Source organism: Pedobacter rhodius (genome assembly GCF_027213645.1).
Taxonomy (GTDB): domain Bacteria; phylum Bacteroidota; class Bacteroidia; order Sphingobacteriales; family Sphingobacteriaceae; genus Pedobacter; species Pedobacter rhodius.
This window is the reverse complement of record NZ_JAPWGL010000004.1, coordinates 266,869-279,414: the sequence shown is the minus strand read 5'-3', so window position 1 is coordinate 279,414 and position 12,546 is coordinate 266,869. Positions and strand designations below refer to the sequence as shown.

The following is a 12,546-nucleotide window of genomic DNA, read 5'->3' as shown; positions in this document are numbered from 1 at the left end:
AGCTGTTATTTAAAATAGTTCCAGTCGATCTTGAAATGGGTTGCGATATTGTTACTCATCACATCCAGACCTGTCTTATTATTGCAAATCGGATATATGCCAAAATGCTCCACAAAATTTAAAATGAAATAGCTTTCCAAATCCTCAACGCGAAAAGCCCAGATACTTTTAAGCATTTCGAAATTGATGTAGGTAAACCAAAGCGGTTCAACTTTTCTGTAACTCACCAAACCGACGTTTTTTGATTTACCGCCAAAGTGACCATTCAGCCTGCTTCCTATACTGTTGGTTTTCTTTTCGCTCATGCCAATGTAAAGCAGCCTGGAAGGATCAAAGGGATATTGAATCTGAATAGAAGAACTAAAAATAAAGTACAGGCCTGTAATGCCGTTCAATGAAAGGATATTACCCGCGTCAAAAGTTTTAGGGCTATCAAAATAAATATTGACGGTTGGGGTTGTCTCGCTCATTTTAGGGTAAAGGTCTAATAATATAAAAGGTCATCAGCGTTTCTAAAGGTACTAAAATTTTAAATCTAACACTGTTTGTAATGGTGTGCACCAAGTATCTCGTTAATCCTTATACCGTTGGCGTAACCGTCGAGGTCAGGGAACAGCATATCTTCCCTGATGCCCATTTTAAATAGTTGTCCTTGGATATGCGCTGCCGCAGATTGGTCAAATTCTATCCGTTCTATTTCATCTGGCAGGGTTTTGTCTTTCACAAAAGTCAGCTCTTCATTCGGGCTTGGCTGAATAGTAAATAAACCCGCCTGTCCTGTAATTCTTGTGGCAATGTGTGGTGGTTGGAAGACACCAACTGTTGGATATTGAAAAGGGTTTTCATGCCCTTTGGTATCAATGTAATTGCAAAAATGCAGTACGCTTACACAGCCACCATTCGGAGAACAGGGTTCAATAGCGTAATTGACTATCCTTGGCTTTGTTGCAAAATATAAGGCGACCAGAGGACTGGAAGTCCAATCCAAAAGGCGGGTAGGCAAGCCATGGTGTTGTGCAACCGCCAGCCAGTCCCAGTCATTTTTGAGCTGACTTACAACCGTTGAATGTGCCCTACGCTTAAACTGCTCAAAAAGTTCTATTTCGTCTCTGTCTGAATAATGCGGATTACGGCCGACAGATGGAATAAGTTTATGCTGCGCATTGCTTACCCCTCTAAAAACGTGGTGCCCACAAGAATAGGTGCCTGAAATTAAGCTTATATATTCTTCAAGGCTTTCGATTTTGCTTGTCATTGAGATTTGTATAAAGTGTTTTAGTGTGAATAGTTATTGTTCTCCTCTGGACCTTAATTCTTCAAGCCATTCGCTATCTAAATTAACAACTGTAAAAGGCAAGCCATAGCTGCTGGCTCGTTGCGAGAAAATAAAGATCCTGGAAAAAAACGCACCTTTCATTGTATATCCAGCATATTTATCATAGTTAAAATCACGCCATTGGTATAGCAAGCCTATCGGGACATTGAATTCAAGTTCGATTGGACGCGATACCTGACTGCGGTAATTGTTAATTGCCAATGTCCATTTGGTCACGTCATCAGCATAATAATGTAACCTCGCTTCCATATTACCCCCCTGGCCTTGCTCCCGAAAGAGATTGCCAACACCTCTTTCATTAGCAAACAAAAAAAGCAGGTCCCCGGTCTCCAATAGCCCAACAACGCAATTATTGATTACCTCCTCAAAATCCCTTAAAATCTGACCCGATATATTATCAGTAAGAAGATATTCAAACAAATCATCGTATAAACTGGAAGTTTTTGAATCGGGGGTTTTATCTTTCAGAAATTTATATAAAAGCCCCCTGGTTTCTACGGACATGTCGTGAAGGTAGGTGTCGTTTATCCTATGGAATAGGTCACAAGTGGAGTTTTTTAAAAACCAACGCATCGATAAAAGCGGAATTTTATTGTTTGCGGCAAATTCAAAAGCTGGCCGGCTAAACTCCTCCACTGAAGCAATGCCGACCTGGTAATGGTATCTTTTTCTGCTTGAAATGGCATAGGTGTCACGCCTGTTGTTTTTTCTTCGCTGAATCGTCTCATCGGTTACGATTTCAAATTCGTTTATGTCGTACCGAAGACCAAGGCCGTTTCTAACTACATCAAGCCCAATCCTCCTATCGTAACTCTTGCATTCAAACAAGAGCCTAGATGGGTAAGAAAATGGCATCTGTATGGGAGGTTCCATTAAAACGTCAGCGTCATGCGCCGCACCCTTGCCATTTATGAAAAACAGCCCTGATCCATCTTGCCGGTAGATGTAATGTCCATCTGGTATAACGGATGCAAAACCGCAGTTTATCATCAAATTTCTTACGATGTATTCTAGTAATGTTCCTTTTAATTGTCCCGCCGTCATACTAATACTTAAAAACAATGAATATACCCTTTTTTGGTTATTTATAGTCACAATAACACTTAGACAATGAATGAGATAATCGTATGAGCGTTATCACCGTTACCAGAGATTTCGGCAAGATTGATAAAGCGATTCCATAGTGAGTTGACCAGCCCAAGTAATGACCTTCACTTCTTAAATGCCTTAGCAATTGATATATTTAGGTGGTCAATTTTGAACGATACAAATTGACTCAAAAATCCTATAATGACCTTGGTCACCCCAAGCGAAATCTTTAATTAGATTAGTCTTTTATTTATTCCGCCAGATGCACGTAGTCTAATTCCGTATTGTTCTGTCGATTTATTGGAGCTATTTGTTTTTCTATATAAAAGTGGAAAAATGGCTAGATTTTTTTTAAATCGGGATATAATCTAACCACAAATATTGTAATTGGTTAAAATTAATAAGTTAGCATAAATACCCATAAGCTGGATGGAATAATAATGATAATAATTTCTAGATTAGCCGTAATCAATTGGACAACTCCACAATGAAATTATCACCCCTGACACTAGACAGACTTAAGACCTATATTTCTGGCGATAAAGAATCGTTCCCTAAATTGTCAGGGCCGGAAATACTCACGCTTTTCCATAGTGTTGGCTTTAAGGATGTTTATGAATGGGGGAACGGGGGGATGCCAAATGCTCTTTCCAGAAATGCGTATGTTGTAGAAAAGCTTAAAGAGATTAATGGCACTAAGGAAATGCAAGCCTTGCTCGAAACAGTTGTGTCTAAAGTCCATTTTCTTGAATCTGGTCTAGACCTTAATGCGGCAGTAAAGACAATAAATGTTGTTATCAAAGAAGATGGATATGAGTTTGTAGATGCTGGAAATGGTGGCTATAAGATAAGCGGTGCGCTTATACAAGATCCTATAAAAATTGAAGCATATTTTGAGGAAAACAGAGGAATTATTATAGATGAGATCAGGAAAGCCAAGTTTTTGATCTGGGTAGCCGTCGCGTGGCTAACAGATTTGGATTTATTAAGGGAATTACACGCAAAGAAAATTGCTGGTGTCAATATCCAGATTGTAGCAATGGACGATGATATTAATGCAAAGCTAAAGTCAAAAGTTCTACAGCACTTTGAAGCTTATTACAAATTACCTCAAGGCACATACAAAAACCTGATGCATCATAAATTCTGTATCATTGATTTGAAGACTGTTGTTCATGGCTCTTACAATTGGACTGTAAAGGCCCAGTATAACAAAGAAACGGTCACTGTGAACCATAGTCACGAATTTGCAGCAGGTTTTGCTGAGACTTTTATCAAACTTAAACTTGCTTGACACTATTTAAGGGTATTGCATTCTCAGTAATATTTATATTTGATGCCATCCAAATACGATTGCGCCAAATATTTATCTGCTTTAGACATCCCCGCTTTTTTATAAATTTTAGTATAAGACCGAAAAGATGGAACGGAAGTAATTATCAGCTGCCTCCATCATTAGATCTTGGACAGTTCTGCCTGAAGTGGGATGCCCATAGCATCGACTGGGAGGAATTGATTGAAAAGCAAGCGCGGCCTTCAAGATTATGTACAATATAAATTACAAGCTTTGGAAGGTAACCAATACCCCGAAGGCCAAATCTAGCATAGCAAAGTGACACGAATAAATTTTCGTCCATTAGATTGCATCCTGTTACCTGAATTTTTTATGGCGTTTCAATACCCTTCCCTTGCTGTCAAATTCTTCTGTTTCCTCCAAAGGCCTCTTCCTTAATATAAACTTATAGATAAGTGTGAGCGCAATACCGACATTTGCAGACCCGCCGATGACGGCAACTAATTTGATGATTTGGTTATAGTCCATAGCTATCGCAATTTTTTATTGCGCCCCCTTTTAGGGGCGTTGGACCGCCCTATTATACAAATAATCTTTGATATTCCAAAGGACAGGCAAATCTGGGCTTTGAAATCGCCATATCTGCATACACCAAACTTTTGAAGCGGTTGAGTTTCTGCTTCGCAAGTTTTGCACATCATGCCTTTTCTGATTAAAATTTCTATTCTGATATTCATAAAAAACAAATTGGGCCAGCGACTATTGCAGTGCCAATTGTTAAAGGTAAAACACCCATTCCAATCGATAAACGACAAGTGATTTTCGACTTTTCCTCTATGCAAAAATAGGTGTGATATCATCTGTACTTTAGCCGAAGCTTTGCCGTTTTACACCCTTCCAAAGCACCGAGAGAAAAAAACACCAAATGATTTACGGCCATGGAAACTAAAATATTCAATGGCTATCAGTCTCATTTTTTGTGCAAAAAACGCTTGTTTGCCATTGACTGCAAGACTAGAAAAGGTTACCTTGTGGCCTCTAAATTTCAATTTAAAAGCACGATGAAAGCTATTAACCTCTCAGATCTATTCGGTCAAAAAATTTATAGGATTCCCGACTACCAGCGCGGTTATGCCTGGGGACATAAACAGCTTCGGGAGCTTTGGGAGGATATACTGGAGATTTCTGAAATTAATGGATGCTTGCGACCGCATTATACTGGAACCATTTACGTAGAGGCTGCTCAACCAGAGGAAATCGAAAGATGGCTTACGGGCTTCACTTTCTATAACGTAGTAGATGGACAGCAACGGTTGACCACCATTAGCATTTTGCTTCAAGTACTTTTAAAATATGCAGGGGAAGGATATTGTAATGAAACAAGGGAAGACCTAGAAAAAGCATACATATTCAGATCAAACAGAAGTGGTGCCAGTAGGATTTACCGTTTCTGTTATTTCCAATCAGACAAGAACTATGCCTATCTTCTGAATAAAATATTCGAGCATTCCGGTACTGTGTTTGATGAAAGTCAATTTAACTTGTACAGCAAAAATCTATCCCAGGCCAAGGATTTTTTTGAGCAAAGAATCAAACCGCTTACCAGTCAAGATCGGGAAATTATCTTTTTGAAGGTAACTACAGCCTTAAAATTTGATTTTCGTGAAATTGAGCAGGATCTTGACGTTCAGGCCGTTTTCGAAACGATGAACAACAGGGGGAAGCCTTTATCCACGCTCGAAAAACTAAAGAACCGCCTAATGCACCTGACCGAAAAACTGGGATTGGCGGATGAAGACCGCAAGTCGCTAAGGAATGACGTGAACAGATCCTGGGGCATCATATACAACTGGCTGGCTAAAAATCCAGAACAGATTCTCGATGAGGACATCTTTCTATCTGCACATCTATCATTGGTCCGGACACCTAAGGATGCTGTTTTTTCTGAAAAACTTGCCGAGGAAAAAGTCTTTGAAATATTCTCCAACCGTGCCGAACAATATGACTCGGGAGAGGAAAATACCAAGGAAAGTCCAGTCAGTTATGAAAAAATTCAAGACTATATCTTGAAGCTTTCTGCATTTGCCCCAAAATGGTACGAAATCCATAACTCTAGTCATCCGATGATAAATAAGGTACTACTTTTAAATGGTGGAAAGGAAATGAAGATTTTTCTCACTCAACTAAAATCATTTGAATGGGAACCAGGGAAACTGGATCAGGCATTGGACAAGCTCGAGCGCATCATGTTCCGTAATCGGATTCAGGGGCTTGGGGTAATTGATGAGCGTTCCTTTGCTACCTGGGCAAGGGATATCTATAATGGCAACCTATCAGCAGTGCTTGTCATGGCCCGTTTGAATGAGCAATTGGACATTCCAGTTTTAACGGCGAATATGGTGAACTACTTTAATGGGTTATATGGCTACGAGCGCGGACCGAAGGGTTTCCACCGCTGGGGTGCACTTAAATATTTTCTGTTCGAATATGAGGAACACCTTAAATATCATTATAAAGAGACTAATGACAAGGTAGATCTTTCGGATTTTGATTCAACAACCATTGAACATATTATTCCCCAGGAATATGAAGCCAACTGGCAACAGCAGGTAAGTTCGGTTTTTGAAAACCTGACCGAAGAGCATGCCTATCATGGAACAAAGGTATTGCTGCATACCCTAGGTAATCTTACTATTCTTAAAAACGGGAAAAACTCATCTCTTGGTAACAGGAGCTGGTCAGATAAAAGGGAACGTTTCAAAACCGGATCATATAATGAAATCGATGTAGCCATAAGTGAAGGCTGGGATAGGGAAACTATTAGTAAAAGGGGAAAGGATATGTTAACATTTATGACCACAAAGATCAAGGGCCTTATCCTTCAAAGCTCCGATATCGAAAACATCCTATTCTCGAACCCTTCAATCTGCAGCGCAATCAGGGATGGCAAAAAGTATGAGCCGCCAGTTAGAAGAGAAGATGCCATCAACCAAGATTAAGCCTATGCCAAACCGCTTCATTAAGTTAATGGCGGCTATAAGCGTTATTTGCAAAGTATAGATTTGAGCATAACCATTGGCAGCTAACGTTTTTATACCGTTTGACCTCGAATGCCCAGTGCATTTTAAACACCCTGTGTCTCCAAATCAAAGCACTTTTCTATCTCGTCTACAGTCGCCTTATATGGGCTTGGGAAATTCTTTTTCATTTCCATGTAGCCAAACAGTGACCTTTTGGATAGAAGATAGGTTATTGGGCCTCCTTTCTCATCATAGAGTTTTTCAAGCCCCTTTCTGCTGCGATGATAACCGCTCAACCATTCGGCAAAAAGCGCAGGTTTACGCCTGAGCGGCCCAAAGTACTTGATCAGAAAATCAATATGGACGACTGTTAGCGGCTTGATGGTCTGGAAATTACCCTTCAGATTCTTGCTCTTTTGTTGAAAACCTTCATTAAGATAGTGATTCACCCCCGCGATATTCATATGGTGCTCTGAGCAGATGATTACAGGATATATGTTCATTTTTTCCGAACGCGTGATGCCAAGCTTGTTCCGAAGGTCGCTATTCGGTTCTGAAAGATGTCCAAGCTGTCTAATAATCTGACCTACCCCTTTATCCTTATTGCCATTTATCTTATCTGAAAGGAAACGCTTGTCCAAAAATTCTTTGGTAAATTCCTTATAGTCCAAATTTTCGAAGGTGTTGGGATGTAGATCGTTCATCTTCACCTCAAACACGAAAACATCACAGCTCGAAGCACGGACGATAAAATCTTGATACTTCTCAGTGGAGATAAGCTGTTGACTCCTTTTATGAAATATTTCACCGAGCAGACTACCGACAAGGTATTTTTCAAAGAATTCCAGCGCGATATAGGCTTTAAAATTTGCGTAGGTTTTAAACTTGCTCTTCAGTTTCTCAGAGCTATGGTGATACAAAGAGTACAGGAAACCATTTTCTAGTGCATACTGGAAAAAATTGTAGTCGAGGACGAGAATTTTTTTCGGACTTAGGAATAAAAATGGCTTGGTGACTACATCCATATTAAGTGAAACCTTTTCCTTACCAGCTAATTCCATAGGTTCTGCCCCAAATTCCCTCATCAATTTTTCCGGCCAAAAATGAGAAAGGTCTAACATGTGGTTGCCCCAGTTTTGAGGATGGATAGCCGAGCCAAGTACGGCAAGGAAAAACTTAGCAAAAGTCCCGGGGTTTTCAATCTTCATCTTCTCGCAATACATGTCCGCTTCTTCTTTAAGCAGTTCATCGCTATCAAGAAATTTGCTCATGAAGAGAAACTTGGTAAAGGTATCAATTTTCATCACCCCTTTTGCCCTCAGATACCCCTGCTGCATTGTTTCCATGGTGAATAAACCTTCAAGCGATTCAAAAACAATTCCCTTCGGCCTGCCATAATAAAGATCATTATAGATTAACATAGTCTTGAAAAGGTTTCGAGCAAACTCCAAAGGTTCGATAGGAGTCAGTGTCTCGATCATCTTAAAATTCTTGAGTAGGTCCATAATCAGCAAACCAATCGGACCTTCGGCAAACCATCTTTTTTCATCGGTAAATAGGGGGCGGAATTCCGTCACTCGCTCAAAACCAGGGACGTCGCAAAAGACTGCTTCTCTGAGTATCTCTGGATCGATCATCTGGTTGTCCATTTGCTGAAATAGCATGGCATTAATCTTCGAGAGCCTTATCAACAACGTATCCGTAGGATAGCCCGATACAAAAGTAAGTGTGTCTTTTGGGATTGGCTCAAGATACACCTCGGTGTAACCTGTTACATGGAGAAATTGCATACAGTTGGTTTTTTTACTGGTGTCTCAAATTTCCATTTTCGATGTGGATATTAAAAATCTCCGAAATTTGATAACGCTTCTTATAATTTGTGAAGAGGATGGAAACTTCGGTATCATTGATTCGAAATCAGCCACTAACCAGGCGATTCCGCAGCGAATTAAACATCCAAGAATTTGGGGCCTTAATCTCTCATCAATGAATATGTTTTGGTGGTCAATTTGAGCGGAACTTATTGACTCAAATTTTCGTAACAACCTAATCAGACTAAGCGAAATCATCAATTTGTCATCGTTGGTGAAATTAAGCTACTTAAAAGTTTACTTCCATAAAAATTCAAGGTATTTTTAAATCGGTTTTAATAGGTAATCTGTTTTAGAATGCATCTCGTACACTATGTATTCACTCAATTTCAGTTTATCTTCAGGTAATTCACTATATGTCGTTAAAATTATCTGACCAGAATTAACCGGCAGATCGGCCATAACTTTTATACAATCTATCAGGGAATCGTTATCTAAGTTTTGCTGTTTGGGCTCATCAAGTACTAATATGTCTGGAAAAATAATCTTCCCTTTAGTTTTCAATTCAATAGATGTTTGTAATAGTGCTAAGTAATAACTTAGGATGATTCTAATGTTATCACTTGAACTACTGATGTTATAAATGTCGTAATTGTCTAGATATGGTGTATAGTTATCCGATGCATCAAGTCTAATCGCAGCTATTAGTTCACGATTCTTCTTAAAAAGGCCTAAGCTTTTTACGTTTTCCTGCAGAAATGTTTTTATTGTATCGATGGTTTTCTGGTCATCCGCGGTTTGCTTATAAGCGTCCACTTCCGCTTTTAGTTTATCTAAAGCAGCCTGATCGGTTTTGATTTTCTGTCGCAATGATGTAAGTCCATTCCATCGCTCACTTACGCGTTTGAAACGTTCGAGGTCTTTATATAATGAATCGGCATTCAATATTCTTTGCCTTAAAATCGCAAAGTCACTACCAGCAAAAGTCGTAATTTGATGATCTAATTCTTTCTCCAAACCAGAAATTTCATCTTTTAGATTATTCCTTTGTTCAAAAACCTTGCGTCTATCCAACAATCGCTTTTCAATGACTTTTTTAAACGTAGCTTCCTCATCTTCCAAAAACTTCAGATTTTGATCAGGGGTTGACAATTTCTTTCTCAAATCACTATGACATAATTTGCATTCGTCATCCTCAGTAGACAACAATTTAGCTTCGCAAACCGGACATGTGGTTATATTTATTTCCGTTTCAGCCTCCTTAATCTTTTTAAGCTGTTTATTTTTATATTTATTCAGCTGTATCCGCTCCAAATATTTCTCATATTCATTTATTTCTAGACTTATTTTTTCTAGCCTCTCGTTAGCTTTCCTCAACTGATAGTTCGCAACCTTTATTTTCTCGCGAAGATTTATTTTGGAATCTTCAAAGTCTGTAACTGGATTTGCCGCACTTTCTACCAAATTTGCCTCGACTTTATAACGCTCGTCAAGGTAGTTAATGTAGTCGCTTATACTGGCTTTACCAATAGAGTCGGTATTGACTATAAGTACATCTTCCGACTTCTCACCATCAGATATAACAAACAGGTTTTCCTCTTTTCCAGATAACTCTTCAATTATTTTTTTAAGCTCTAAATCAAGTTCCTTCAAACGTATCTCACTGATGTGAATTTTAAAACGATCCATTCCAAAAAGAAATTCAAATGCTACCTTTTTGATGTCTTTGATATTATACCTTAAGACCTGACGGGCTTGAATCTGAGACCATCCCGCCCTTTGTTCAACAAAAAATAAAGGCAAGATATTCTCGAAATATAATTTGGATAGTTTACGATCATAGGTTGGTAATTCAACTTGGCGCAGACCCAAAAAACTAAAAAGAAATGTTTGAAAGCCGTTCTCAGAAAAAACACCTTCACCGACAACTATTAGCCTTTCCGATTCTGGGTTGGTATAGAATTGGTCAGCAGGACAAGATTTTATTGCAGCTATTGTATTATCTCCGCCAGCTATGTATCGAAAAATCGTTACTACATCCTCACCATTGGAGATTTCCAATAACAAATAAGATCTCGCAACCCTTTTATTATCTATTTCTTTATAGAATTCCGGTTTGAAAGGGTTTTGTATCGATTTAAAAACACCTAAACCTTTTTCGGCTCCCAACCCATAGACTATACCTGTTACAATACTTGTCTTCCCGACTGAGTTAGGTCCAAAAATAATATTTAGACCATCCCGAAAAGGAATTTCAGCACCATATTTTTTACCATCATCAGTTTGGATATGGTAGATTAGTTTATTTATTATCAAACGTGGCATTCTGTTTCCAATAGGAATTAGGTATTACTTCAGTTATTATTTTAATTAGTTTTTCTTCAACTATGCTTGTACCAAAAAGATCAAGAAAATTATGTTCACGAGGAAATGCATCCTTTATTTTTTCAAAATATGTTTTACCAGTATCGGTTAGAAATAATCTGATATTTTTTTGATCCTTATCAGATTTATAGGCCAAAAGATTTCTGGTATATAAATACATAAACATATCATTGAACCTGATGTCCCATGGCACACTTTTATATTGGACAATATTGAAGTCAATTTCCACTTGTTGTGTTGTCTCGAATTTCTTAATCTTATCAACAATATTTTTTTTGCCGTTGAAGTATTCCAAAATGAATTTAGACTGGAAGGCTTCATTTCTTAGAAGAAAATCAACACATGCAATAACGTTTTTACTTAATCCATTTTTCGTGTTAAGTATACCAAGAATTACCGCAATTCTTGCGGCCCGGAACTCCATACGGTCTTCTGGTTGGACAAAGAGCGGTCTATCCAGGTTGATGCTTGGTGTTAAGCCTTTCTCGGTAATATTTTGTATTAAGTGATTAATCAGTTCCATTTTTCCTCCAATCTAATGGGCATTGTGCTGCTAACTCAAATACAATTCCGCATAATAATTTTTCTTTATCTCCCTTTAGTTCATTTTCTCCATAAAAGGTTAATATTTCCTTTTCCGCTTCATTAAAAAAGTCACTGAAGAACTTTTGGGGAGTGTAGGAATCGTCCATCTTAAAGTTATGCGTAAGTCGCGATGCCTTTAGTCTCATATTTTCCTCCCAATTTAAAATATTGGTTCTAAGCTCCGAATGTACATCAACTAAACTTTCGAGATATACTTTATAGTCAGCTCTTGCTTTGTGATAGATAATCCGATACTGATCATCTGACTTGCATATTGCGTTTAATTTGATATCAAGTGATGTCACCATTTCTTCATCACCGTTAATGGGTGAAGTGGCATCAGGGATCTTTATTAGATTTGCATGTCTAAGCAGATCTTTTTTGCTAATCAACAAATTGACAAGTACTTTGAGCCGCTGAAGCTCCTTTTCCTCGTCCAAAACAAGTAAACAGGGCTCGTCGTATATTTTTTGATATAGTTTTTTATCCAATGCAAACATCTTTTCAACATCCTTATCGGGTGTCCAAAAGTCAACAGGGAATTTAAATGCTTTTGTTTGTTTTGCTTGTATGTTATGATCAATATTGCTTAGGTTTTTCAACGGAGAAAGTGCAATAAATGCTGTTGCATCGTGGTTTGAAGAGTCAAGCTGTACCTGTTTACTGAAAATCTCTGACCATTCCAGCTTGGCGGAAGCATAGTATTTACATTCGATAAAAAATTCTCGCTCCAATTCATTCTCATCTAAAAACAAAACACTGATATCAAAACCATTTTGAGTGCCGGCTGTCTGTTTTCTTACCTGAATGACTAAAAAGCCCATATCTTGAAACAACTTTTTGAAGAAAGGCGCCACAAGTTTTTCGAAATCTTCACCAGTAATTGGCATTTTTTTGAGTTAGTCGTTAATTAAGTTGCGTGTCCAAGCAAAAGTTCCTTTCCTTAGAATTCTCAATATTAACAAATTATCTCATTAAAACTTACAGATTGCATTTTAACCCTGCTTTTACCTACTGTTTTCTTTT

At 38.2% G+C, this 12,546-nt stretch carries 10 protein-coding genes; 2 read left to right on the top strand and 8 right to left on the bottom strand.

What is annotated here, in order from left to right; genetic code table 11:
- Positions 1–5: 5 nt before the first annotated feature.
- The 3 genes from O0931_RS15535 to O0931_RS15525 form a co-directional block, all read right to left on the bottom strand.
- Positions 6–470: a hypothetical protein gene (locus O0931_RS15535; protein WP_056095182.1), complete on the bottom strand. Its 465-nt coding sequence runs from the start codon at positions 468–470 to the stop codon at positions 6–8.
- A 65-nt stretch (positions 471–535) separates the two neighbouring features.
- Positions 536–1,255, bottom strand: a complete 720-nt coding sequence (locus tag O0931_RS15530) for an FRG domain-containing protein (RefSeq protein WP_056095179.1) — start codon at positions 1,253–1,255, stop codon at positions 536–538.
- Between the two features lie 33 nt (positions 1,256–1,288).
- On the bottom strand, positions 1,289–2,380 hold the full coding sequence (locus O0931_RS15525) for a hypothetical protein (RefSeq protein ID WP_056095176.1): 1,092 nt from the start codon (positions 2,378–2,380) through the stop codon (positions 1,289–1,291).
- A gap of 532 nt (positions 2,381–2,912) precedes the next feature.
- Between O0931_RS15525 and O0931_RS15520 the strand changes: the two genes are divergently transcribed.
- Positions 2,913–3,719 (top strand): phospholipase D-like domain-containing protein, encoded by an 807-nt coding sequence (locus O0931_RS15520; protein ID WP_056095173.1) that lies wholly within the window; start codon positions 2,913–2,915, stop codon positions 3,717–3,719.
- Between the two features lie 357 nt (positions 3,720–4,076).
- Here O0931_RS15520 and O0931_RS15515 read toward each other — a convergent pair whose 3' ends face one another.
- The gene (locus tag O0931_RS15515) at positions 4,077–4,247 is read right to left on the bottom strand and encodes a hypothetical protein (protein WP_157263924.1); all 171 of its coding nucleotides are present in this window, start codon (positions 4,245–4,247) and stop codon (positions 4,077–4,079) included.
- Between the two features lie 410 nt (positions 4,248–4,657).
- Between O0931_RS15515 and O0931_RS15510 the strand changes: the two genes are divergently transcribed.
- Positions 4,658–6,718: a DUF262 domain-containing protein gene (locus O0931_RS15510; RefSeq protein ID WP_056095166.1), complete on the top strand. Its 2,061-nt coding sequence runs from the start codon at positions 4,658–4,660 to the stop codon at positions 6,716–6,718.
- A 125-nt stretch (positions 6,719–6,843) separates the two neighbouring features.
- Here the strand turns inward: O0931_RS15510 and O0931_RS15505 are convergent, their stop codons facing one another.
- The 4 genes from O0931_RS15505 to O0931_RS15490 all read right to left on the bottom strand — a co-directional run bounded on the left by O0931_RS15505 (position 6,844) and on the right by O0931_RS15490 (position 12,410).
- Positions 6,844–8,529: a hypothetical protein gene (locus O0931_RS15505; RefSeq protein ID WP_056095163.1), complete on the bottom strand. Its 1,686-nt coding sequence runs from the start codon at positions 8,527–8,529 to the stop codon at positions 6,844–6,846.
- Positions 8,530–8,874: 345 nt separating this feature from the next.
- Positions 8,875–10,875 carry an AAA family ATPase gene (locus O0931_RS15500; RefSeq protein WP_056095160.1) on the bottom strand — a complete coding sequence of 667 codons (2,001 nt, stop codon included), beginning with the start codon at positions 10,873–10,875 and terminating at the stop codon, positions 8,875–8,877.
- Positions 10,853–11,458, bottom strand: a complete 606-nt coding sequence (locus O0931_RS15495) for a hypothetical protein (protein WP_056095155.1) — start codon at positions 11,456–11,458, stop codon at positions 10,853–10,855. Before O0931_RS15495 ends, O0931_RS15500 begins: the two co-directional genes overlap by 23 nt.
- Positions 11,445–12,410 carry a PDDEXK family nuclease gene (locus O0931_RS15490; protein ID WP_115404617.1) on the bottom strand — a complete coding sequence of 322 codons (966 nt, stop codon included), beginning with the start codon at positions 12,408–12,410 and terminating at the stop codon, positions 11,445–11,447. The genes O0931_RS15495 and O0931_RS15490 overlap by 14 nt, the downstream gene beginning before the upstream one ends.
- Between the last annotated feature and the right edge of the window lie 136 nt (positions 12,411–12,546).

Excerpts from the sequence above, each read along its gene's own strand:
- O0931_RS15535 (WP_056095182.1), bottom strand. The coding sequence starts at position 470 with ATGAGCGAGACAACCCCAACCGTCAATATTTATTTTGATAGCCCTAAA.
- O0931_RS15530 (WP_056095179.1), bottom strand. The coding sequence starts at position 1,255 with ATGACAAGCAAAATCGAAAGCCTTGAAGAATATATAAGCTTAATTTCA.
- O0931_RS15525 (WP_056095176.1), bottom strand. The coding sequence starts at position 2,380 with ATGACGGCGGGACAATTAAAAGGAACATTACTAGAATACATCGTAAGA.
- O0931_RS15520 (WP_056095173.1), top strand. The coding sequence starts at position 2,913 with ATGAAATTATCACCCCTGACACTAGACAGACTTAAGACCTATATTTCT.
- O0931_RS15515 (WP_157263924.1), bottom strand. The coding sequence starts at position 4,247 with ATGGACTATAACCAAATCATCAAATTAGTTGCCGTCATCGGCGGGTCT.
- O0931_RS15510 (WP_056095166.1), top strand. The coding sequence starts at position 4,658 with ATGGAAACTAAAATATTCAATGGCTATCAGTCTCATTTTTTGTGCAAA.
- O0931_RS15505 (WP_056095163.1), bottom strand. The coding sequence starts at position 8,529 with ATGCAATTTCTCCATGTAACAGGTTACACCGAGGTGTATCTTGAGCCA.
- O0931_RS15500 (WP_056095160.1), bottom strand. The coding sequence starts at position 10,875 with ATGCCACGTTTGATAATAAATAAACTAATCTACCATATCCAAACTGAT.
- O0931_RS15495 (WP_056095155.1), bottom strand. The coding sequence starts at position 11,458 with ATGGAACTGATTAATCACTTAATACAAAATATTACCGAGAAAGGCTTA.
- O0931_RS15490 (WP_115404617.1), bottom strand. The coding sequence starts at position 12,410 with ATGCCAATTACTGGTGAAGATTTCGAAAAACTTGTGGCGCCTTTCTTC.